Here is a 21,832-nt window from a genome sequence, read left to right on the forward strand (position 1 = left end):
GCGCCCGCTGACCCGCGAGAGCTCGCGCGGTGCCGCTAGCCGAGCGCGGTCTCGAGCTTGGCGGCCACCTCGTCGACGTCGAAGAAGTTGTCGATCACGATGACGTCCGCGTTGGTGCGGCCAATCGCGGCGACGAGCTCGGATGACGTCAGAATGACCTGGGCGTCGGCGGCGGCGGTCTGCACGCCCGCGACATCCGTCGCCACGACCTCGGCCTCAATCTCAAGCCGCTCGAGGGCGCGCTCGGCGTTCACCTTCAATATCTCGGAGGTCCCCACCCCGAGGCCGCACATCACGACGATCTTCATACGGCGTCCTCGCTGCCGCTCGTCGTGGCGGCTTTGCGAGCGGCGACACTCGCCGGGCTGATGGCGGGGTTGCTCGAGGTGTGCGCGAGGCCGAGGCCGAAGAGTGAGCGGATGCCCTCCGCATCCGTCGCCGCAGCCAGCGTCGGAATCACGGTCGCGGTGTTGAAGACGTTGGCGAGCTCGGCGACGAAGTGCACGTGCTGGTCGGCGCTCGACACGGCCAGACCCACGACGACGCTGACCGGGTCGTTGTGCGGGTGCCCGAAGTTGACCGGTTCGGCGAGCGTCACGACGCTGAGCCCGTCCCGCAGCACATCGGTGCCCGGGCGGGCATGCGCGAGGGCGAGCCCCGGCGCGATGACGACGTAGGCGCCGAATTCCTCGATGACCGCCACCATGCGCTCGGCGTACGACGCGCTCGTGGCACCCGAACGCTCGAGGGCCGCTCCCGCCGCGGTGACGGCGGCCCGCCATCCTTCGGCGTGAACACCGATCGAAATGGCGGACAGGGGGAGCGGCGGGAGCGACATGATTTCTTTCTGCTGAGTTGAAAACACCGGCGGCGTCGCCGGGGGTGGTGCGGTCGTGCTGTTCGGTCAGGCCCTACGCGTCAGCGAAGCCCGCGGTGATCGCCGCGATGAGTTCTTCGCGGTCTTCGAGCGGCAAGAATGCCGCGGCGGCAGCGTTGAGCTGGAACTTCTCGAGGTCTTCGAGCTCGTAGCCGAAGGCATCCGTGAGCAGCGCGAGTTCCTGGCTGAGGCTCGTGTTGCTCATCAGGCGGTTGTCGGTGTTGACGGTGACCTTGAAGCCGAGCTGGTACAGCAGGTCGAACGGGTGATCGAGCACATCGTCGCCCCAGGCGGCAATGGCACCGGTCTGCAGGTTCGACGAGGGGCTCAGCTCGAGCGGAATCTCGCGGTCCCGCACCCACTGGGCGATCGGTCCGAGAGTCACGAAGGTGTTGTCGTCGTCTTCGCGCTCGATGTTGACATCGGCGGCAATGCGCACGCCGTGCCCCAGACGCAGGGCGCGACCGTCGAACAGAGCGCTGCGGATGCTGTCGAGCCCGTCGGCCTCGCCGGCGTGCACGGTGACGGGGAAGTATTCCCGGGCGAGCAGGTCGAAGGCTGCCTTGTGGTTGCTGGCCGGAAAACCCGCTTCCGCTCCGGCGATGTCAAAACCGACGACGCCGTCCTGGCGGTGCCGCAAGGCCAGTTCGGCAATCTCGAGGCTGCGATCGGCGTGGCGCATGGCCGTGATGATCTGCCCGATCTGGATGCTGTGGCCCTGCTCGTCGACGTGGTCGATGCCGTTTTCGATGCCTTCCTGCACCGCGTCGACGACCTCGTCGAGGGTGAGGCCGCGGGTCAGGTGCTGCTCGGGCGCCCAGCGTACTTCGCCGTAGATCACGCCGTCGGCGGCAAGGTCTTCGACGAATTCGCGGGCGACGCGAATGAGACCCTCGGTCGTCTGCATGACCGCGGTCGTCACGTCAAAGGTCTTCAGGTACTCCACGAGCGACCCGGAGTCGGCCTGAGTCTCGAACCACTCGCCGAGGGCGAGCGCATCCGTCGTCGGCAGGTCGAGGCCGATGGCCTCGGCCAACTCGATGATGGTCTGCGGCCGCAGACCCCCGTCGAGATGGTCATGCAGCGAGATTTTGGGGAGCGTATTGATGCTGGTGCCGCCGCCGGGCATCAGGAATTCCTCAGTCGTCGTATTCACCTCTCCAATCTACCGGCGACGGATGCCCCGAGTCTGCTCGTTTGCTGTCCGACCCCTGAACGAGTGTGCATTTATGCATGAGTGTGTGAGTCAGGGCCGCCAGCCGCGCAAGCGCAGCGCCGCATCCACCGTCGTGCGCACCCACTCCGGCGTTGAGCCCTTGCGCACGGTGATCACGATCCAGCCGGCATCGCGCAGGTCCTGCAACCGTTCGGCATCCCGGTTGTACTGGGCGTCGTCGGTGCGGTGCTGCTCACCGTCATACTCGACGAGCACCTTGTAGCGCAGGTAGACGAGATCGCCACGCACCCGCTTCGTGCCCGCGGGCAGCGGGATCTCGACGTTGGTGTCGGGCTCCGGAAACCCGCAACGCACGAGGAACAGCCGCAGAAAGGTCTCGCGGCGCGACTCGACGCGCGGCCGCATCAGCAGTTCGGCCTCGCGCAGCCGCTGCGCCCCGCGGTGGCCGGCGTACTGCACCACCCCGCTCGTGATCTCGGCGGGGCTCGCGAGCGGATGCCGCCCCGTCAGCAGCCGGTCGCCGGCGGCAATGAGGTCGTCAAGCAGCAGAACGGATGCCAGCTCGCACCACGCTTCCACTGGGTCGACTACGCGCATACCCGCCACGAGCACGACCCTCGGGCACGCCTCCACGCTGTGCCCGACGACTCCCGCCGCTCGAGGCGCCCGCGCCGGACGCACCGCGGTCACATGCAGTGTGGGATCGTTCTCGTTCACCAAGGGCAAGGGCAGCCCGTGCAGGACGGCCGCCGTAACGTGGCTGAAGAAGCTGGATGTCGGCATCCGCGCGGAGTAGGCCCGGCATCGATCTCGGAGGTTTTCTATGCTGCCAGTCGTCGCGATCACTCCGTAAAACGGATGCTCCAGATCGCTCGAGCGGGTGCGTTTGAGACTGAGGCCCGCCGCCTGGGCCTCGGCGATGGTGAACGGCGCGAGCTCGAGACTCGGGGGCAGCGGTGCGCGCTTATGCATGGGAACATCGTGACAGGGGCAGGGCTGAGATCGATATTATCCACAGGGCAAGTTCCAGAAATTTCGCGCTGGGCAGGTGCGTCAACGACGCCGTAGGCCTGGGAACTGACCCAAGGGGCCATTGTTGGCATCTCGTCAGCGAAAAGCCAAAAAACGCCCCATCAGCCCTCACTCGTCCCCACGAGAAGCCAACAAACGCCCCTTCAACTCGATCCAAGGGGCATATTTTGGCGTCTCGCGGTGGGAAGTCACTCTTCAAGGGGCCATTGTTGGCTTCTCGTCAGCGAGAAGCCAAAAAATGCCCCATGAAGCCCACGCACGCCGCGTGAGAGGGCGGGCAGGAGCGGCAACGCCAGACGACCTCGAGACCGCGCCCCCCGGCATGGCTGATAGTGGCGTCCCTCGCCCTGCCGCGAGCCAGCGACCTGGCTACCGGGTGATTCGCTCCGCGATCAGTGGACCGCCGTCGAGCACGGGCTCCCCGACGTCCCCGATCCGCCACGCGCCCTCGACCGACTCGAGCGCCCGCGCGAACCGCTCGGGCTCATCGGCGCTCAGCGTGAACAGTGCCTGACCCGCGACCACGGTGTCCCCCGGCTTGGCGTGCAGGTCGATGCCCGCGGCGTGCTGCACGGGATCCTGCTTGCGGGCGCGCCCGGCGCCGAGCCGCCACGCGCCGATTCCGAAGGGCAACGCCTGCTGCTCCACGAGCACGCCGCTGCGCGGTGCGTACACGACGTGGGTTTCGCGGGCGACGGGCAGTCTCGCATCCGGGTCGCCACCCTGGGCGCGAATCACGGCACGCCATTTGTCCATGGCCCGGCCGTCGTGCAGCGCGGCCTGCACGTCGACGTCGGTGATGCCGGCAAGCGAGAGCATCTCCCGCGCGAGGGCGACGGTCAGCTCGACCACATCGGCCGGCCCGCCGCCGGCGAGCACCTCGACGGACTCCCGCACCTCATTCGCGTTGCCGATGGCCAGACCGAGCGGCACGTTCATGTTCGTCAAGAGAGCGGATGTCGCCACTCCGGCGTCTTCGCCGAGCTCGACCATGGTGCGGGCCAGTTCGCGGGAGCGATCAATGTCTTTGAGGAACGCTCCGCTGCCGAACTTCACGTCGAGCACGAGGGCGCTCGTGCCCTCGGCGATCTTCTTCGACATGATCGACGAGGCGATCAGCGGGATCGACTCGACCGTCCCGGTGATGTCGCGCAACGAGTAGAGCTTGCCATCGGCCGGGGCCAGGCCGCTGCCCGCGGCGCTGATGACGCCGCCGTGCTGCTGCAGCTGGGCGAACATCTCATCATTGGTGAGGTTCGCGCGCCAGCCCGGGATCGACTCGAGCTTGTCGAGGGTGCCGCCGGTGTGCCCGAGACCGCGGCCGGACAGCTGCGGCACAGCAGCCCCGAAGACCGCAACGAGCGGCATCAACGGCAGGGTGATCTTGTCGCCGACACCGCCGGTGGAGTGTTTGTCGGTCGTCGGCTTGCCGAGTCCCTCAAAGCTCATCCGCTCGCCGCTGGCGAGCATCGCCATGGTGAGCGCGCGAATCTCGTCACGGCTCATACCGTTCAGAAAAATGGCCATGGTCATCGCGGCCATCTGTTCGTCGCCGACGAACCCGCGCGTGTAGGCGTCGATCAGCCAGTCGATCTGGGCGGTGCTCAACGCACCACGGTCACGCTTGGTGTGGATGAGGTCGACCATGTCGAAGGCCTCGATCGCGCTCGTGCCGGTGCTGCTGTTGCTCACAGGGAACTCCATCGTTGTGCGTTGTGGTGCGGGTCACACGTGCGGGTCACACATGCGGGTCACCGGTGTCGGTCGAGCGTGCGCGTCACTTGTGCGCGGCGGATAACGCGAGCCATAGCGCCTCAGAGCGCGCGGTACGCCTCGAGCTGCCGCGGGCCGAAGGCGTCGGGCAGCACCTCGTCAATGGTGCGCACGCCCGAGACCGTGTCGAGCAGCATGCCCGGCGTGGAGTGCTCGTAGAGCAGTTGGCGGCAGCGCCCGCACGGCATCAGGGTCTCGCCGCGGCCGTCGACACAGGTGAAGGCCACGAGTCGGCCGCCGCCAGTGAGGTGCAGCATCGAGACCAGGGCGCACTCCGCGCAGAGGGTGAGGCCGTAGGAGGCGTTCTCCACGTTGCATCCGCTGATCACCCGCCCGTCGGTGACGAGTGCGGCGGCGCCGACCGGAAAGTGCGAGTAGGGCACGTAAGCCTTGGCCATCGCCTCCATGGCTGCTTCGCGCAGCACACCCCAATCGATTTCTCCGGACGATGTCGCCATTGTTTCCTCGCTCACTGGTTAGGACTTGATGTACGGTTTGCCCGATGCCGCCGGTCCGCGTGAGCGGCCCACCAGCCCGGCGACGGCGAAGATGGTCACGAGATAGGGCAGCATGAGCATGAACTCGCTCGGCACGGGTGAGCCGATGATGCTCAGCACGCTTTGCAGGTTGCTCGCGAAGCCGAACAGCAGCGCCGCGAGGGTCGCTCGAATCGGATCCCAGCGCCCGAAGATCACCGCCGCGAGGGCGATAAAGCCCGCGCCCGCGGTCATCTCCTTGCCGAATGCGCCGACCGAACCGAGCGTGAAGTAGGCGCCGCCGGCTCCCGCGATCGCGCCCGCGAGGGACACGTTCCAGAATCGGGTGGCGGCGACGTTGATGCCGACGGTGTCGGCGGCCTGCGGATGCTCCCCCACGGCTCGCAGCCGCAGGCCCCACTTGGTGTGGAAGATACCGACGTACACCGCGATGACGGCGAAGTACATGATGTAGACGATCAGGGTCTGGCGGAACACCACCGGGCCGAGAATAGGGATCTCGCTCAGCAGCGGAATGTTGATGCGGTCGAACTTCGGCGGCTGGTTCAGGGTCGCCGCGTTCGGGGCCAGCAGCTGCGTGAACAGAAACCCGGTGACGCCGGAGACGAGCACGTTCAGCACCACGCCGACGATGACCTGGTCGACGAAGTACTTGATCGAGAACGCCGCGAGCACGAAGGCCACGAGCACCCCGGCGAGCATCGCGGCGAGCAGGCCGAGCAGCGGCTGCCCGGTGATGCTCGCAACCAGCGCCGAGGTGAACGCGCCGGCGAGCAGCTGACCCTCAATGGCAACGTTGACGACGCCGACCCGTTCGGAGATCACGCCGCCGAGCGCTCCGAAGATGAGCGGAACGGCGAGGCTGAGCGACCCGAACAGCAGGCCGGGAATCGGAATCGACGCGCCGGCCGAGGCCCAGACCAGAAAACCGAGCAGCAGCAGAAACGCAAACAGGCCGATCAGCCAGATCGGAGTCTTGCGTGCGCCTCGCACGAGCCAGGCACTCCAGGCCGCGATCGCGAGCAGCAGCAGCGACACGACGATGCCGGTCGCCCGGGTGGGCAGGTCGACGGCCGGCAGCTGGATCAGGTCGGAGGTCGTCGACAAGACCATGGTGCTGATGCCGTCGCGGCCGAAGCCGACGAGCATGATGGCGCCGAGAACGGTGAAGACGCCGAGGCCGATCGGAGTTTTCCAGTTGCGGATGACCGCGGTCGCCGGCCCGTTTTCGGGCGGGGTCGGCTGGGTGGGCACAATGACGGGGGCGATGGTGCTCATTTCGCCGCCACCTCCTTGACAACGATCGGGCGCGCACGGCGAGGGGTGTCGCTCGGTGTCGGCAGCCGGAAGATCGCCCGCACGAGCGGCGGGGCCGCGATGAACAGCACGATCAGGGACTGCACGACGAGCACGATATCGATCGGCACGCCCTCGGCGGCCTGCATCGAGAAGCTGCCGGCCTTGAACGCCCCGAAGAGGATGCCGGCGGCGAAGACTCCCCAGGGCTTGGACCGCCCGAGCAGCGCGACGGTGATCGCGTCGAAGCCGATTCCGGAGTCGACGGTGGCGCCGAACCCGCTCGTGGTGGTGCCGAGCACCTGGTTGATGCCGGCGAGGCCGACCAGGCCTCCGGACAGCAGCATGGCGTAGACGTACATGCGCGACACGCTGATGCCGGCGACGCGGGCGGCGTTCGGGTTCTCGCCCACGGCGCGAAACTGAAAGCCGAGGTTGGAGCGGGACAGCAGCCACCAGGTGAAGACGGTGGCGGCGATCACGAGCAGAAACCCGAGGTGAAGGTTGTAGTCCGGTCCGAGCAGGTCGGGGAAGATCGCGGTCTCTTTACTGGCCGGGCTCTTGGGGTTGTTCGATCCCGGTGTGCGCAGAAAGCCCTCGCGCAACAGGTAGCTCACGAGGTAGAACGCCACGTAGTTGAGCATGATCGTGGTGATCACTTCATGCGCCCCGGTGCGCGCCTTGAGCAGTCCGACGAGGCCGCCCCACAGCGCTCCACCGAGAATGCCGGCGACGAGCGCCGCCACCAGGTGGATGCCGTACGGCAGGTCGACGGCAAAGGCGACCCAGCCGCCGATCGCGGCGGCGATCAGCATCTGGCCGCGGCCGCCGATGTTGAAGAGGCCGACGCGAAAGCCGAGGGCCACACCGAGGCCGGCCGCAATGAGCGGGGTCGCGAAGACAAGCGTCTCGGTGAAGGGGGTGATCCCGTCGGCGAAGCTGTCGCGGCCGAAGTTGTAGATCGAGCCCTGAAACAGCGCCGAATAGGCGCCGGAGACCGCGCCCCAGATGTCGCCGAGCAGGTCGCTCGGGCGGGAGAAGAAGTAGCCGGCGGATTCCTGCACGTCGTCGTTGGTGACGGCGATCATCACGGCGCCCACCAGCAGGGCGAGCACCACGGCGAGCACTGAGATGATGGCGCTGCCGCTCGTAATCTCGCGAAACACGCCGTGCCAGCGGGATTCCTCGTCGGTCTGCGGCCGGTCGCGACGCGATGCGGGCGGCGTTGCGGATCCCGCCGGCGGTGTGGCCGACGGGGTCTGCGGCGGGGTGTCGCTCATGCGGCAGCTCCTTCGATGGGTGCGGGGGGCGTCGGCACGGTCGTCGTCGGCGCGGGTTCGCCGGCCATCATCAGGCCGAGTACGGCGCGCGGGGTGTCGCCGGGCACGATGCCCACGATGCGGCCGCGATACATCACCATGATGCGATCGGCGAGGGCGGCGACCTCGTCGAGCTCGGTCGAGATCACGATGACCGGGGTACCGCCGTCGCGGGTTGCGACGATGCGTTCATGCACGAATTCGATCGAGCCTACGTCGAGCCCGCGGGTGGGCTGGGCGGCGATGAACAGCCTCAGCTCACGGCTGAGCTCGCGGGCCAGCACGACCTTCTGCTGGTTTCCGCCCGACAGGCGGCCGACGGGAGTGTCGATGCCCTGAGATCGCACGTCGAATTCCTTGACCTTGGCGGTGGCGAATTCGGCGAGCAGCGCGAGCTGAAGGTTGAAGCGTTTGACGAACGGAAGCGTGTGCGAGCGGTCGAGCATGAGGTTCTCGGCGATCGTGAAGCCGCCGACGAGGCCGTCTTCGGTGCGGTCCTCGGGCACGAAACCGACACCGGCATCGAGCACCTGGCGCACCGAGTGACCGCGCAGCGATTTTCCGTCGAGCGTGATCTCGCCGACGACGCGGGGCTGCAGGCCCATCAGTGCCTCGGTCAGCTCGGTCTGGCCGTTGCCCTGTACGCCGGCGATCGCGAGAATTTCACCGGACGCCACGCTGAAGCTGACGTGGTTCACGAGCACCTGCCCGCGCGGGTCGATCACGGTCAGATCCGTCACGACGAGGGCCGGCGCCCCGGGTGTCGCCGGGGCCTTGTCGACGGTGAGGTCGACGGCCCGGCCGACCATGAGCGAGGCGAGTTCTTCGTTGGTCGCGGTCGGGCTGGCCTCGCCGACGACCTTGCCGAGACGGATGACCGTGATGCGGTCGGCGACCTCGCGCACCTCGCGTAGTTTGTGCGTGATGAAGACGATGGAGGTTCCCGCTGCCTTGAGCTGGCGCATGATGACCATGAGCTCGTCGGTCTCCTGCGGCGTCAGCACGGCGGTCGGTTCGTCGAAGACCAGCACCTTGGCGTCTTGCGAGAGCGCCTTGATGATCTCGACCCGCTGCTGCACGCCCACCGGGAGGTCTTCAACGAGGGCGTCGGGATCGACGGCGAACCCGAACCGGTCGGAGATCTCCTTGACTCGCACTCGGGCGGCGGCGAGGTCGAGCCGGCCGCCGAGCCGGGTCTGCTCGTGCCCGAGCATCACGTTCTCGGCGACGGTGAAGACGGGAATGAGCATGAAGTGCTGGTGCACCATGCCGATTCCGGCCTTCATCGCATCGCCTGGCCCGGCGAAGTGCGCCGGGCTGTCGTCGAGCAGAATCTCGCCCTCTTCGGCCCGGTAGAGGCCGTAGAGCACGTTCATCAGGGTGGATTTGCCTGCGCCGTTCTCTCCGAGCAGGGCGTGGATCTCTCCAGCCTCGACGGTGAGGTTGATGTTGTCGTTGGCAACGAGGGCGCCGAACCTTTTGGTGATGCCGCGAAGTTCAAGCTTCATAGTCTTCGATTCTATGTCGGCGTTCGCGCCCCACGAACAGGGGCCACGGTGAACGAAAACGGGGAGGTCAGCCTGCGCTGACCTCCCCGATTTTACTGCGTGAAGCGGATGCTGCCCCGATCTAGGTGGGACCTAGGACTGCGGGGTGGCTTCCGACTCGACGACGAGCGAACCGTCGATGATCTGCGCCTGCAGCTCCTCGATCTCGGTCATGATCGTCGGGTCGACCTTGGACTCCCACTCGTGCAGCGGGGCCAGCAGCACGCCCTCGTTCTCGAGGGTGCCGACGTACGGCGTCGAGTCGAAGTCGCCGGCGGCAGCATCGGTGATGATGAGTTTCGTGGCATCCGTCATCTGCTTCATCACCGAGGTGAGGTAGAGGTTGGCGAATTCGGGCGTGGTCTCGAACAGGTCGCTGTCGACGCCGATGATGGCGACGTCCTTGCCGGAGTCGTTGATGGCCTGCGCGGTGCCCTGGAAGAGCGGACCGGCGACGGGGAGGATGATGTCCGCGCCCGCGTCGATGAAGTTCTGGCTCGTGGTCTTGCCCGCGGCGATGTCGTCGAAGCTTCCGGCGAAGGAGCCGGTCTGCGTGGCCTTGTCCCAGCCGAGCAGCTTGACGTCGGTGCCCTTGGCGTCGTTGTAGTAGTCGATGCCGTCGGAGAAGCCATCCATGAAGATGGTGACCGAGGGGAACTGGAGTCCGCCGTAGGTGGCGACGGTGCCGGTCGTGGTCGTTCCGGCGGCGAGGTAGCCGGCGAGGAACGCGGCCTGCGCGGTGTCGTAGAGCACCGGCTTGACGTTCTCGAGCTCGAGCGGCGAGAAGTCGTCGTTGTTGAGCGCCGTGTCGATGATGGCGAAGTCAACCTCGGGGCTGGCGACAGCGGCGTCGCGGGTGGCCGTCATCAGGTTGAAGCCGACGGTCAGGATGAAGTTGCAGTCAGCGTCAATCATGCTGTTGACGTTGCTCTCGTACTGGTCTTCCGCGGTGGACTCGGCCTGGTTGAAGTCGACACCGAGCTCGTCGGCCGCGGCGGTGATGCCGTCGAAGCTCGACTGGTTGAAGGACTTGTCGTTGAAGCCACCGAAGTCGGAGACGATGCAGGGCGTGAAGTCGCTCGCGACATCCGCGGAACCGGCATCGTCGGTGGGAGCGGGAGCACAGGCGGCGAGAAGGCCCACCACTCCGAACATGGCAAGCCCGGCAAGCGTGGCTTTGCGGGTCGAAATTGTCAAGATGACCTCCAGTATTACGACGCAACGCGCCGGGCTCAATGGTTTTACGTTACCGAATGTGACAGTGCTCAGAGGAGCAAAAGGGCCCCGTGACCGAAAGGTTATGAACCCGCTACATACCGGAAACCTTTTCGGGTGCATTCCCGACGTGAGCGGCCGAGCTGCGCGGTACTTGCGCCGCTACGCGGTAGGCACGCCCACGGCGCAGCGGCGCAGCTACCGCGCACCTCACGCGCGCCCGTCGGGAGCCGCCGCTGCGCCCTGTCCCAGCGGCCTGGAAGTTGCCTCGGTCAGCGAGCGGGCTAGAGCACGTCGCTTGAGCCGGAGAGCTTGAGGGCGTCGACGACGGCCTTCACCTTCTGGGCGTTGGCACTCGTGGTCACGAGCAGCGCGTCGGGGGTGTCGACGACGACGATGTCTTCCACGCCGATCAGCGCGATCATGCGCCCGGTGTGGCTGACGACGATTCCGCTCGACGAGTCGGCGAGCACACGGGCGCCCTCGCCCAGAATCGCCAGGTTGGCCTTGCGCCCGCCGGAGTGCAGCTTGGCGATCGAGGCGAAGTCGCCCACGTCGTCCCAGTCGAACTGGCCGGGAATGACCACGAGTTTGCCGGCGGCCGCTGCGGGTTCGGCGACCGAGTAGTCAATGGCGATGCGCTTCAGGCGCGGCCAGACCTTGTCGACGACGGCGCCGCGGCGCGGGGTGTCCCAGGCGCCGGCGAGTTCGAGCAGCCCGGCGAGCAGTTCGGGCTCCGACGCGCCGATCTCTTCGAGCAGGCGGTCGGCGCGGGCGATGAACATGCCCGCATTCCAGAGGTAGCCGCCATCGGCCACGTAGGCCTCGGCGACCTCGGGGCTCGGCTTCTCGACGAAAGAGTCGACCGAGAGCGCGCTCGGGGCGCCCTCGATGTCGAGGCCGCCGTCGCTCTTGATGTATCCGAAGCCGATCGCCGCCTCGGTCGGCTGGATGCCGATGGTCACGATGTAGCCGGCATCCGCCGCGGCACAGGCCTCGGCAACGGCGCTTTGAAAGAGCACGGAGCCGTTGATGACGTGGTCGGCGGGAAACGATCCGATGATGACGCCGGGTTCACGCAGCTGCAGAATCGCGGCCGCGAGGCCCACCGCGGCCGTCGAGTCGCGCGGTTCGCTTTCGAGCACGACGTTCGGGTCGGTCAGTTCGGGCAGCTGCTTCTCGACCGCGGCGCGGTGCGCGCGCCCGGTCACGACCATGATGCGCTGCTCCCCCGACAGCGGAGTGAGGCGATCCCAGGTGTCGCGCAGCAGGGTCTGTCCGGAGCCGGTGAGATCGTGCAGAAATTTGGGGGCATCCGCTCGCGACAGCGGCCACAGGCGTGAGCCGATGCCGCCGGCGGGAATCACGCTGTAGAAACGGTCGAGGGGTGCGGTTGTCTGCTGCATGGAGCCATCGTATCGGCCACCAGTGACACGGCGTTTGCTGTTCACCGCCCGGACTCCGCAGAGACACCCGGCCGCCACACGCCCTGCCTAGCCTCGAATCATGCGGGTCGCCGTCGTAAGCGAGAGTTTCCTCCCCACGGTCAGTGGGGTGACCACGAGTGTCTGCAAGGTGCTCGACTATTTGGCCCGTGCCGGTCATGACGCGATGGTTATCGCGCCTGCCGGAGCGCCGTCATCGTACGCGGGATTCGCGGTGCACACCGTTCCCGCCATTGCCTACCGGCAGTTTCCGGTCGGCCTGCCGAGCCTCACGGTTCAGCGCCTGCTGAGCGACTTTCGCCCCGACGTGCTGCACGCCGCCTCACCGTTTCTGCTCGGAGCGCAGGGTATCGCCGCGGCTAATCGGCTCGATGTGCCGAGCGTCGCCATTTTTCAGACGGATGTCGCCGGTTACGCCAGTCGTAACCACCTCGGCCAGGCCACGGCCTGGGCGTGGCGCTACGTGAAGTGGGTGCATGACGGTGCCGACCTCAACCTGGTTCCCTCAAGCGCCTCGATGACAGACCTGCAGCGCGTGGGCGTGCGACGCCTCGCGCGCTGGACCCGCGGAGTCGATCTCGTGGGTTATCACCCCAACCGTAAGAGCGACCCGGCCGTCGCCGCTCTGCGGGCGAGGGTCGCCCCCCATGGGGAGGTCATCGTCGGGTATGTCGGGCGCATCGCCCCCGAGAAACAGGTGGAACGGTTTCGGGCCTTGCGGGGGGTGCCGGGCATCCGTCTCGTGCTGGTCGGAGAGGGGCCATCGGAGCCGCTCGTGCGCAAGGCCCTCGAGGGCATGCCGGTCACCTGGCTCGGCCGGCTGTCGGGCGACGAGCTCGCCACCGCGTACGCGAGCTTTGACATCTTTGTGCACGCCGGAACCGAGGAAACGTTTGGGCAGACCATCCAGGAGGCCCACGCGGCGGGCCTGCCGGTGGTGGCGCCGGCATCCGGTGGCCCGATCGACCTCGTAGACCACGGCGAAAACGGATACCTCTTTACTCCCGACAATGAGCGCGATCTGAAACGCTGCGTGCTGCGCCTCGTCGACGATCCCGCGCTGCGCCGACGCATGGGTGAGGCGGGGCGACGGGGGGTACTGGGGCGGTCCTGGGAGAACGTCTGCGACACCCTGTTCGGCTACTACGAGCAGGCCATCGACGCGCGAGCGGCGGTGCGCATGATGACCGCCGTACCCCTGTCGTTACAACGCTGACGCGCGTCGCTCTAAGGGTACCCTCACCTGAAACAGCGGTCGGTCTGGCCCTAGACTGAACGCACGTGCTCACTCGCGAGTTCACGGGTCTCGTTTCATCGTCGAGACAACTTACAGCCAGGGAGGGTTGTTCATGCCACAGTCACCGGCAGGAACACTGACATCCCAGCAGAAGACGAGTTCACGTCGCCCCGCCGGCACCCTGTACAGGGGCCGCGAGGGCATGTGGTCATGGGTCCTGCACCGAATTACCGGTGTTGCGATCTTCTTCTTCCTGCTGGTCCACATTCTCGACACGGCATTGGTCCGTGTGAGTCCAGAAGCCTATAACGCGGTGATCGCGCAGTATCAGACCCCACTCATGGGACTCGGTGAAGTCGCGCTCGTCGGCGCGATCGTGTTCCACGCCTTCAACGGCCTGCGGATCATCCTGATTGACTTCTGGAACGCGAAGTACCAGAAGGTCATGTTCTACGTGGTCCTCGGCCTCTGGGTCGTCACCATGCTGGCCTTCGTGCCGCGCCACCTCATCAACGTGTTCAGTCACTAGGAGGCGGCTCACTATGGCAACCACCCTCGAAGCCCCTCGCAGCCCCTACGCCCGGTCCGCCCGTAAAAACGGTGTCAACTGGGAGAAGTGGGGCTGGCTCTACATGCGCGTTTCCGGCGTGCTGCTGGTCGTGCTCATCTTCGGCCACCTCTTCGTCAACCTGATGGTCGGCGAGGGCGTCAGCGCCCTCAACTTCGCCTTCGTCTCGGGCAAGCTCGCCGACCCGTTCTGGCAGATCTGGGACGTGGCCATGCTCTGGCTCGCCCTGATCCACGGCGGCAACGGCATGCGCACCCTCGTCAACGACTACGCGGCGACGCCCCTGACCCGGGGCATCTTCAAGACGGCCATTCTTGCGGCCGTCGTTGTTCTCATCGTGCTCGGCACCCTCGTGGTCTTCACGTTCGACCCGTGCCCGGCCGGCGCCGCGTTCGCCGACCTCAACCCCAAGTTCTGCTCGGCCCTCTAGGAGCTGCACACACCCTTATGACGACACCTGCACCCGCACCTGCCCCCGTTTCCACCGTCGTCGACGGTGTTCACTACCACCAGTACGACATCGTAATTATTGGAGCGGGTGGCGCCGGCATGCGAGCGGCCATCGAAGCCGGCCCCAACGCGAGCACCGCCGTGATCAGCAAGCTCTACCCGACCCGCTCGCACACCGGTGCGGCGCAGGGCGGCATGGCGGCGGCCCTGGCCAACGTCGAAGAAGACAACTGGGAATGGCACACCTTCGACACCATCAAGGGCGGCGACTACCTCGTCGACCAGGATGCGGCCGAGATCCTTGCCAAGGAAGCCATTGACGCGGTCATCGACCTCGAGAACATGGGCCTGCCCTTCAACCGCACCCCCGAGGGCAAGATCGACCAGCGTCGCTTCGGCGGCCACACCCGCGACCACGGCAAGAGCCCGGTTCGCCGTGCCTGCTACGCCGCCGACCGCACCGGCCACATGATTCTGCAGACGCTCTATCAGAACTGCGTCAAGCGCGGCATCAACTTCTTCAACGAGTACTACGTGCTCGACCTCGTCATGACCCAGGTCGACGGCGTCGACCAGCCGAGCGCCGTCGTCGCGCTCGACCTGTCGAGCGGTGAACTGCACGTCTTCCAGGGCAAGGCGTTCATCTTCGCCACCGGCGGTTTCGGCAAGATCTACAAGACCACCTCGAACGCCCACACCCTCACCGGTGACGGCGTCGGCATCGTCTGGCGCAAGGGCCTGCCGCTCGAAGACATGGAGTTCTTCCAGTTCCACCCGACCGGCCTCGCCGGCCTCGGCATCCTGCTGACCGAGGGTGCCCGCGGTGAGGGCGCGATTCTGCGCAACGCGAGCGGTGAACGCTTCATGGAGCGTTACGCTCCGACCATCAAGGACCTCGCACCGCGTGACATCGTCTCGCGCTGCATGCTCAAGGAGGTCGCGGAGGGTCGCGGCGCCGGCCCCGAGAAGGACTACCTCTACCTCGACTGCACCCACCTCGGTGCCGAGGTACTCGAGACCAAGCTGCCCGACATCACCGAGTTCGCCCGCACCTACCTCGGCGTCGACCCGGTCACCGAGCCCGTTCCCGTCATGCCGACCGCGCACTACGCGATGGGCGGCATCCCGACCAACGTGAAGGGTGAGGTCTGGCGCAACAACGAGATCGTCGTCCCCGGCCTCTACGCCGCCGGCGAGTGCGCCTGCGTCTCGGTGCACGGCTCCAACCGCCTCGGCACCAACTCGCTGCTGGACATCAACGTGTTCGGCAAGCGCGCCGGCAACAACGCCGTCGAGTACGTCAAGACGGCCTCGTTCGTGCCGCTGCCGGCCGACCCGGCCAAGGAGGTGCGTGAGATGCTCGAGGGCATCCGCTCATCGACCGGAACCGAACGCATCGCCGTGCTGCGCAAGATTCTGCAGGAGGAGATGGACAAGAAGGCTCAGGTGTTCCGCACCGACGAGTCCCTCGCCGAGGTCACCGAAACCATCCACCTGCTGCGTCAGCGCTACAAGAACATCGGCGTGCAAGACAAGGGTCGTCGTTTCAACACCGACCTGCTCGAAGCCGTCGAACTGGGCTTTCTGCTCGACCTCGCCGAGGTTGTCGTCTATTCCGCGCGCAACCGCAAGGAAAGCCGCGGCGGACACCAGCGTGAGGACTACCTCGTTCGTGATGACGAGAACTACCTCAAGCACACCATGGCGTACCTCACCGGTGACCCGATGTCAGCGGATGCCGCCGATCACATTGCCCTGGACTGGAAACCGGTTGTCATCACCCGTTACCAGCCGATGGAGAGGAAGTACTAGTGAGTACCTCAACGCTTGACAAGCCGGTCGTTCCCGAAACGATCGCGTCCTTCACGGTGACGTTCAACATCCGTCGTTTCAACCCCGAGGTCGACGATGAGCCGCACTGGCAGGACTTCGACGTGCAGATGTACCCGACCGACCGCGTGCTCGACGCGCTGCACAAGATCAAGTGGGAGCAAGACGGCTCACTGAGCTTTCGTCGCTCCTGCGCGCACGGCATTTGCGGTTCGGATGCCATGCGCATCAACGGCCGCAACCGTCTTGCCTGCAAGACCCTGATCAAGGACCTCGACATCACCAAGCCGGTGTACATCGAGGCCATCAAGGGCCTGCCGCTCGAGAAGGACCTGATCGTTGACATGGAGCCGTTCTTCGACTCCTTCAAGGAGATCCAGCCCTTCCTCATGAGCAATGTTGCCGCCACCCCCGGCAAGGAGCGCGTGCAGACGGTCGCCCAGCGCGAGCGTTTCGACGACACCACGAAGTGCATCCTGTGCGCCGCGTGCACGTCGAGCTGCCCGGTGTTCTGGACCGACGGCCAGTACTTCGGCCCGGCCGCAATCGTCAACGCTCACCGCTTCATCTTCGACTCGCGCGACGACAACGCCGCCGTGCGCCTCGATATTCTCAACGATCAGGAGGGCGTGTGGCGCTGCCGCACCACCTTCAACTGCACAGAGGCCTGCCCGCGTGGCATCCAGGTCACGCAGGCGATCAGCGAGGTCAAGCAGGCCATCATGCGCGGTCGCGCCTGATCTGCGGGTCTTGAAGCGGCGCCACTCCCTCGGGAGTGGCGCCGCTTTTTTGCACCCGCTCTGGGTAGGCTGATCGGGTGAAAGAGCTCATAGCCCGTGTCACCGCGCGTGTGACCGCCCTCAAGCCCGTGCGGGTGTTCGCCCATTTCACCGACAAGGGCGGCTCGATCCTCTCCGGCGGCATGTCCTACCAGGCGATTTTCGCGGTGTTCGCGGCCGTCTGGGTCGGGTTCTCGATCGCCGGGCTGTTTCTGACCAACAACCCCGACCTGCTCGACGCGCTGTTCATGATCATCAACCAGTCGATTCCGGGCCTGATCGGCGACGAGGGGATCATCGACCCAAAATCACTCTCCGCGGCCGGCGTCTTGTCGTGGACCGCCGCGATCGCCCTCGTCGGCCTGCTCGCGACCGCGCTCGGCTGGCTGTCGACCACGACCCTGGCCGTGCGCACCATCTTCGAGATGCCCCGGCAGACCACGTTCTTTCTGCTCGTCAAGGTGCGCGAACTCGGCCTCGGGCTGCTGTTCGGCCTCGCGCTGGTCGCCTCCGCGGTCGTGTCGCTCGCGAGCACGGCCGCCCTCGGCGCGATCTTCAGCCTGTTCCAGCTGCCGCAGGACTCGTTCTGGTACGACGCCTCGGCCCGCCTGATCGGCCTCACGGTGGTGCTGCTGATCGACACGGTGACCCTCGCCGCGCTGTTCCGGGTGCTGTCGCGGGTGCGCATCCCGTTTCGCCGGCTGGTCGCCGGTGCCCTGATCGGCGGCGCCGGCCTCGGCATCATGAAGATTCTCGGTGGGGCGCTGCTGGGCGGCGCGACCAACAATCCGCTGCTGCTGTCCTTCGCGGTCATCATCGGTCTGCTGATCTGGTTCAACCTGGTCAGCACCGTCACGCTGCTCGCTGCCTCGTGGATCGCCGTCGGCATGAACGACGCCGGCATTCCGCCGCACACGCTCAGCGACGACGAGCTCGCCGCCGAAACCGAACGGCGTGAAGCGGATGCGCTGCGGCTCGCGTCCCGCCTCGAACTCGAGGCGGCTCAGCAGGAGCGGCGCGACGCGCCCTGGTACGGCAAGTGGGGCGCCGGGCGCCGAGTGAAGGCCGCCGAGGCCCGCGTGGCGAAGTATGCCGAGGCATCCGTCGACGCCGGCCCCGCCGTCGCCCCGGCCGAGACCTCGACGAGCGCGTTCGGCGCCGCGGCAGGCTCCGCGCAGCCGGAGCCGGGGCCGGATGCCGACGGCGCCGACCGGTCCGGGCGCTCGCGACACGCTAACTAGACTTGAGGGCATGACTTCTGCCCCACCGCTTCGCATCGCCAGTGTCAACACCAATGGAGTGCGTGCCGCGTACCGCAAGGGCATGGGCGACTGGCTCGCCGCGCGCGACGTGGATATTCTCGCGATTCAGGAGGTGCGGGCATCCATCGACGACCTCGAAGGCCTACTGGGCCCGGACTGGAACATTCTGCACGACGGCGCCACCGCGAAGGGTCGTGCCGGGGTGGCCCTCGCGAGCCGCAAGAGCGCCACGATTCACCGCGTGGCCCTCGGTGCCGAGGAGTTCGACAGCGCCGGCCGCTGGCTCGAGGCCGACTACGAGGTCAACGGCACAATCGTGACCGTCGTGAGCACGTACGTGCACTCCGGCGAGACCGATACCCCCAAGCAGGTCGAGAAGTACAAATTTCTCGACGCCATGCTCGAGCGGATGCCCGAACTCGCCGCCCACAGCCCGCACGCGGTCGTTCTCGGCGACCTGAACGTCGGTCACCGCGAGCTCGACATCAAGAACTGGCGTGGCAACAAGAAGCACGCCGGCTTTCTGCCCGAAGAGCGCGAGTATTTCGATCGGATCATCGGGGCCCCCGCCGACCCCGCGTACAACGCCGGCGCCGGCCTCGGCTGGATCGACGTGGGCCGCAAATGGGCCGGCGAGGTCGAGGGCCCGTACACCTGGTGGTCGCAACGCGGCAAGGCCTTCGACACCGACACCGGGTGGCGACTGGACTACCACCTCGCGACGCCGGCACTCGCGGCATCCGTCATCAACTACGCGGTCGACCGGGCCGCGGCCTACGACCAGCGCTGGAGCGACCACTCCCCCGTCGTCGTCGACTACCAGCTCTAATTCTCAGAAAAGACTCCTCATGACCAAATCCCGCCTGTACTCGGGCATGCAGCCCTCCGCCGACTCCCTGCAGATCGGCAACTACATCGGCGCCCTGCTGAACTGGAAAGAGCTGCAGCAGAGCCACGACGCGTTCTTCTCGATCGTCGACCTGCACGCGATCACCGTCGCGCAAGACCCCGCCAAGCTGCGCGAGAACACCCGCCGCACCGCCGCGCAGTACATCGCCGCGGGCATCGACCCCTCGGCGTCGACGCTCTACGTGCAGTCGCACGTCGCCGCGCACGCGCAGCTGGCCTGGATTCTCAACACCATCACCGGTTTCGGTGAGGCCAGCCGCATGACGCAGTTCAAGGACAAGTCCCTCAAGCAGGGTGCCGACGCGACGACCGTGGGGCTGTTTGCGTACCCGACGCTGATGGCAGCGGACATTCTGCTCTACCAGACGTCGATCGTGCCGGTCGGCGAAGACCAGCGCCAGCACGTCGAGCTCACCCGAGACCTCGCGGCCCGCTTCAACTCGCGGTTCGGCGACACGTTCACGGTGCCCGAGGTGGCCATCGTGAAGGAGACCGCGAAGATCTACGACCTGCAGAACCCCACCTCGAAGATGTCGAAGTCGGCCGAGTCCCACGCCGGAGTCATCTGGCTGCTCGACGAGCCCGGCGTGACGAAGAAGAAGATCATGCGGGCCGTGACGGATGCCGATGGCGGCGTGGTCTTCGACCGCGAGAACAAGCCCGGCGTCGCGAACCTGCTGACCATCTACTCCGTGCTGGCCGGCGTCAGCGTGCAGTCGCTCGAAGACGAGTACGCGGGTCGTGGCTACGGCGACCTCAAGAAAGGCCTCGTGGAGGTCGTGGCCGGCACCTTCGACCCGATTCGGCTTCGGGTTCAGGAACTGCTCGACGACCCGGCCGAACTGGACCGGTTGCTGGCCGTGAACGCCGAGAAGGCGGCATCCGTCGCCAATGAGACGCTCGCCGTGGCCTACGACCGCGTCGGACTGCTGCCCGGGCGCTAAGCGGATGCTGCCCGTCACGCTGTCGTCGGAGTTGCTGCGGCTCGACGCGCCCGTGCCGGCGGACGCCGCGCGGGTGTTCGAGTATTGTCAGGACCCCTCGTTTGAGCGGTATCTGACCGTGCCGTGGCCGTACCTGGTGGAGCACGCCGAGGGGTTTCTCGCCGAGTACGTGCCGGGCGGCTGGGCGAGTGATCGGGAGTACACCTGGGCGCTGCGCGCGCCCGATACCGCTGATCTGCTCGGGGTCATCGGGCTGCGACTGCTCGGGCCGAGCGTCGACGAGCACGCCGGCGTGCTGCAGCTCGGATCGGTCGGCTTCTGGCTCGGGGCGCCGTTTCGCGGGCAGGGCCTGATCGGTGAGGCCCAGCGGCTGGTCTTCGACTGGGCGTTCGAGACCGGCCTGGTCGGAGCAATCCACTGGGAGTGCATCGTGGGCAACACCGCGTCGGCCCGGGCCGCCTGGAAGGCCGGGTTCACCCACACCGGAGTGGGGCCGTCGGTGGCGGCGTATCGCGACGGCACGCATCCGCTGTCCTGGCAGGGCCAGCTGCGCGCCGACGACGACCGCACCCCTCGGCGCGGCTGGCCCGCCGAGGCGCTCGAAGCGTGACGGGCGTGCGGATCGTTCTCTTCGACCTCGACGACACCCTGTTCGCGCATCGGGCCGCGGTGAGCGAGGGCATCATGCTGCACCTCGATGCGGCCGACGGCGCCTACGAGGCCCTGAGCCGGGGCGATTCGGCCCTGCTGTGGGACGCGCTCGAGGAGGAGCACTATCACTCCTACCTCGCCGGGCGCCTCGACTTTGCCGGCCAGCGCCGCGCCCGGGCCCACGATTTTGCGGCCGCCCACGGCGTGCGGCTCGATGAGAGCACGGCCACCCGGTTCTTCGACGACTATTTTCTGCAGTACCGGGCGAGCTGGCAGCTGCACGCCGACGCGCTGCCGTGCCTGGACGAGCTGGCGCGGCGCCTGCCCGGGGTGCGATTCGGGCTGATCACGAACGGGGATCCGGTGTTTCAGGGCGAGAAGATTCGCCGGGTAGGCCTCGACGGACGCTTCGAGCACGTGATCGCCTCCGGATCGCTCGGGTTCACGAAGCCAGACCCACGCATTTTCGAGCATGCCTGCGCCCTGTACGGCGTGGCAGCGGATGCCGCGGTGTACGTCGGCGACCGCCTGCGCACCGACGCGATCGGCGCGGCCACCGCGGGTCTGACCGGAATCTGGCTGGACCGGGAGGGGGCATCCGCTACCGCAGCCGTGCCCGACGCCGACCGCGCCGAGGCCGACCGCCTCGGCGTGCTGCGCATCGAGACGCTGGCCGAGCTGCCGCCCCTGCTCGCCTAGCAGCGAACATTCGACTCATATTTCCCGGACTCGCTCCTGCCGGTTCCTCCCCGGGGGCGAATTCAGGAAAAACGGCTGTCGTCTCACCAACACCGCCGAGTTTCGGGGCGCGGCCGCGGGCCACAGCGCCGATTTCCTGAATAAGCCACCACCACCCGACGCTCGGTGCTGCAGTGAGCCCGCCAGCGGCGGCGCGCCACCGCGTCGACCTCCTGCCCGCAGCGAAACGGATGCCGCCGGCCCCTCGCGCAGTTCCGCCCCGCCCCGCCCCGCCCCGTCCCGTCCCGTCCCCGCCCCGTCCGGTCCCCGCCCCGCCCCCGGTCCC

Annotated in this window: 21 protein-coding genes; 10 read left to right on the forward strand and 11 right to left on the reverse strand. The window is 67.0% G+C overall.

Annotated elements, in window-relative coordinates; all coding sequences use genetic code 11:
- Positions 1-35: 35 nt before the first annotated feature.
- The 11 genes from E3T55_RS04160 to E3T55_RS04210 form a co-directional block, all read right to left on the reverse strand.
- Positions 36-308 (reverse strand): PTS sugar transporter subunit IIB, encoded by a 273-nt coding sequence (locus tag E3T55_RS04160; protein ID WP_134518319.1) that lies wholly within the window; start codon positions 306-308, stop codon positions 36-38.
- The gene (locus tag E3T55_RS04165; RefSeq protein ID WP_134518320.1) at positions 305-838 is read right to left on the reverse strand and encodes a PTS sugar transporter subunit IIA; all 534 of its coding nucleotides are present in this window, start codon (positions 836-838) and stop codon (positions 305-307) included. Before E3T55_RS04165 ends, E3T55_RS04160 begins: the two co-directional genes overlap by 4 nt.
- 73 nt (positions 839-911) lie before the next feature.
- Positions 912-2,006, reverse strand: a complete 1,095-nt coding sequence (locus tag E3T55_RS04170) for an adenosine deaminase (RefSeq protein ID WP_134518340.1) — start codon at positions 2,004-2,006, stop codon at positions 912-914.
- A gap of 117 nt (positions 2,007-2,123) precedes the next feature.
- Positions 2,124-3,026, reverse strand: a complete 903-nt coding sequence (locus E3T55_RS04175; RefSeq protein ID WP_134518321.1) for a hypothetical protein — start codon at positions 3,024-3,026, stop codon at positions 2,124-2,126.
- Positions 3,027-3,455: 429 nt separating this feature from the next.
- Positions 3,456-4,790, reverse strand: a complete 1,335-nt coding sequence (locus E3T55_RS04180) for a thymidine phosphorylase (protein ID WP_134518322.1) — start codon at positions 4,788-4,790, stop codon at positions 3,456-3,458.
- Positions 4,791-4,900: 110 nt separating this feature from the next.
- A complete protein-coding gene (locus E3T55_RS04185) occupies positions 4,901-5,317 on the reverse strand; it encodes a cytidine deaminase (RefSeq protein WP_134518323.1) in 417 nt (138 codons plus the stop codon).
- A gap of 18 nt (positions 5,318-5,335) precedes the next feature.
- Positions 5,336-6,634 (reverse strand): ABC transporter permease, encoded by a 1,299-nt coding sequence (locus tag E3T55_RS04190; protein WP_134518324.1) that lies wholly within the window; start codon positions 6,632-6,634, stop codon positions 5,336-5,338.
- Positions 6,631-7,932 carry an ABC transporter permease gene (locus E3T55_RS04195; RefSeq protein ID WP_134518325.1) on the reverse strand — a complete coding sequence of 434 codons (1,302 nt, stop codon included), beginning with the start codon at positions 7,930-7,932 and terminating at the stop codon, positions 6,631-6,633. Before E3T55_RS04195 ends, E3T55_RS04190 begins: the two co-directional genes overlap by 4 nt.
- Complete coding sequence (locus E3T55_RS04200) at positions 7,929-9,479, reverse strand: ABC transporter ATP-binding protein (protein ID WP_134518326.1); 1,551 nt, start codon at positions 9,477-9,479, stop codon at positions 7,929-7,931. The genes E3T55_RS04195 and E3T55_RS04200 overlap by 4 nt, the downstream gene beginning before the upstream one ends.
- A gap of 132 nt (positions 9,480-9,611) precedes the next feature.
- Entirely contained in the window at positions 9,612-10,715 is a 1,104-nt protein-coding gene (locus E3T55_RS04205; RefSeq protein WP_166791668.1) for a BMP family lipoprotein, read from the reverse strand.
- Positions 10,716-11,017: 302 nt separating this feature from the next.
- Complete coding sequence (locus E3T55_RS04210; protein ID WP_134518327.1) at positions 11,018-12,139, reverse strand: mannose-1-phosphate guanylyltransferase; 1,122 nt, start codon at positions 12,137-12,139, stop codon at positions 11,018-11,020.
- A gap of 100 nt (positions 12,140-12,239) precedes the next feature.
- Here E3T55_RS04210 and E3T55_RS04215 point away from each other — a divergent pair, with 100 nt between their 5' ends.
- The 10 genes from E3T55_RS04215 to E3T55_RS04260 all read left to right on the forward strand — a co-directional run bounded on the left by E3T55_RS04215 (position 12,240) and on the right by E3T55_RS04260 (position 21,507).
- Complete coding sequence (locus tag E3T55_RS04215) at positions 12,240-13,394, forward strand: glycosyltransferase family 4 protein (protein ID WP_134518328.1); 1,155 nt, start codon at positions 12,240-12,242, stop codon at positions 13,392-13,394.
- Positions 13,395-13,527: 133 nt separating this feature from the next.
- The gene (gene sdhC, locus E3T55_RS04220) at positions 13,528-13,944 is read left to right on the forward strand and encodes a succinate dehydrogenase, cytochrome b556 subunit (protein ID WP_119975095.1); all 417 of its coding nucleotides are present in this window, start codon (positions 13,528-13,530) and stop codon (positions 13,942-13,944) included.
- A gap of 13 nt (positions 13,945-13,957) precedes the next feature.
- Positions 13,958-14,413, forward strand: coding sequence for a succinate dehydrogenase hydrophobic membrane anchor subunit (locus tag E3T55_RS04225; protein WP_134518329.1), 456 nt, complete (start codon positions 13,958-13,960; stop codon positions 14,411-14,413).
- A gap of 17 nt (positions 14,414-14,430) precedes the next feature.
- Positions 14,431-16,245, forward strand: coding sequence for a succinate dehydrogenase flavoprotein subunit (gene sdhA / locus E3T55_RS04230; protein ID WP_134518330.1), 1,815 nt, complete (start codon positions 14,431-14,433; stop codon positions 16,243-16,245).
- The gene (locus E3T55_RS04235; protein WP_134518331.1) at positions 16,245-17,003 is read left to right on the forward strand and encodes a succinate dehydrogenase iron-sulfur subunit; all 759 of its coding nucleotides are present in this window, start codon (positions 16,245-16,247) and stop codon (positions 17,001-17,003) included. Before sdhA ends, E3T55_RS04235 begins: the two co-directional genes overlap by 1 nt.
- Positions 17,004-17,080: 77 nt before the next feature.
- Positions 17,081-18,283, forward strand: coding sequence for a YihY/virulence factor BrkB family protein (locus tag E3T55_RS04240; RefSeq protein ID WP_134518332.1), 1,203 nt, complete (start codon positions 17,081-17,083; stop codon positions 18,281-18,283).
- A gap of 10 nt (positions 18,284-18,293) precedes the next feature.
- Positions 18,294-19,133 (forward strand): exodeoxyribonuclease III, encoded by an 840-nt coding sequence (locus tag E3T55_RS04245; protein ID WP_134518333.1) that lies wholly within the window; start codon positions 18,294-18,296, stop codon positions 19,131-19,133.
- Positions 19,134-19,152: 19 nt separating this feature from the next.
- On the forward strand, positions 19,153-20,157 hold the full coding sequence (gene trpS, locus E3T55_RS04250) for a tryptophan--tRNA ligase (RefSeq protein WP_134518334.1): 1,005 nt from the start codon (positions 19,153-19,155) through the stop codon (positions 20,155-20,157).
- 4 nt (positions 20,158-20,161) lie between these two features.
- On the forward strand, positions 20,162-20,767 hold the full coding sequence (locus E3T55_RS04255; protein WP_166791669.1) for a GNAT family N-acetyltransferase: 606 nt from the start codon (positions 20,162-20,164) through the stop codon (positions 20,765-20,767).
- The gene (locus E3T55_RS04260; RefSeq protein WP_134518336.1) at positions 20,764-21,507 is read left to right on the forward strand and encodes an HAD family hydrolase; all 744 of its coding nucleotides are present in this window, start codon (positions 20,764-20,766) and stop codon (positions 21,505-21,507) included. The genes E3T55_RS04255 and E3T55_RS04260 overlap by 4 nt, the downstream gene beginning before the upstream one ends.
- Positions 21,508-21,832 lie beyond the last annotated feature (325 nt).

This window comes from Cryobacterium frigoriphilum, from assembly GCF_004403305.1.
Classification (GTDB): domain Bacteria; phylum Actinomycetota; class Actinomycetes; order Actinomycetales; family Microbacteriaceae; genus Cryobacterium; species Cryobacterium frigoriphilum.

Bases quoted from the DNA above. Each gene is read 5' to 3' on its own strand.
- sdhC (WP_119975095.1), top strand. From the start codon at position 13,528: ATGCCACAGTCACCGGCAGGAACACTGACATCCCAGCAGAAGACGAGT.
- E3T55_RS04210 (WP_134518327.1), bottom strand. From the start codon at position 12,139: ATGCAGCAGACAACCGCACCCCTCGACCGTTTCTACAGCGTGATTCCC.
- E3T55_RS04175 (WP_134518321.1), bottom strand. From the start codon at position 3,026: ATGCATAAGCGCGCACCGCTGCCCCCGAGTCTCGAGCTCGCGCCGTTC.
- E3T55_RS04190 (WP_134518324.1), bottom strand. From the start codon at position 6,634: ATGAGCACCATCGCCCCCGTCATTGTGCCCACCCAGCCGACCCCGCCC.
- E3T55_RS04180 (WP_134518322.1), bottom strand. From the start codon at position 4,790: ATGGAGTTCCCTGTGAGCAACAGCAGCACCGGCACGAGCGCGATCGAG.
- E3T55_RS04255 (WP_166791669.1), top strand. From the start codon at position 20,162: ATGCTGCCCGTCACGCTGTCGTCGGAGTTGCTGCGGCTCGACGCGCCC.
- E3T55_RS04225 (WP_134518329.1), top strand. From the start codon at position 13,958: ATGGCAACCACCCTCGAAGCCCCTCGCAGCCCCTACGCCCGGTCCGCC.
- E3T55_RS04185 (WP_134518323.1), bottom strand. From the start codon at position 5,317: ATGGCGACATCGTCCGGAGAAATCGATTGGGGTGTGCTGCGCGAAGCA.
- E3T55_RS04200 (WP_134518326.1), bottom strand. From the start codon at position 9,479: ATGAAGCTTGAACTTCGCGGCATCACCAAAAGGTTCGGCGCCCTCGTT.
- sdhA (WP_134518330.1), top strand. From the start codon at position 14,431: ATGACGACACCTGCACCCGCACCTGCCCCCGTTTCCACCGTCGTCGAC.
- E3T55_RS04245 (WP_134518333.1), top strand. From the start codon at position 18,294: ATGACTTCTGCCCCACCGCTTCGCATCGCCAGTGTCAACACCAATGGA.
- E3T55_RS04170 (WP_134518340.1), bottom strand. From the start codon at position 2,006: ATGCCCGGCGGCGGCACCAGCATCAATACGCTCCCCAAAATCTCGCTG.
- E3T55_RS04160 (WP_134518319.1), bottom strand. From the start codon at position 308: ATGAAGATCGTCGTGATGTGCGGCCTCGGGGTGGGGACCTCCGAGATA.
- trpS (WP_134518334.1), top strand. From the start codon at position 19,153: ATGACCAAATCCCGCCTGTACTCGGGCATGCAGCCCTCCGCCGACTCC.
- E3T55_RS04195 (WP_134518325.1), bottom strand. From the start codon at position 7,932: ATGAGCGACACCCCGCCGCAGACCCCGTCGGCCACACCGCCGGCGGGA.
- E3T55_RS04165 (WP_134518320.1), bottom strand. From the start codon at position 838: ATGTCGCTCCCGCCGCTCCCCCTGTCCGCCATTTCGATCGGTGTTCAC.
- E3T55_RS04215 (WP_134518328.1), top strand. From the start codon at position 12,240: ATGCGGGTCGCCGTCGTAAGCGAGAGTTTCCTCCCCACGGTCAGTGGG.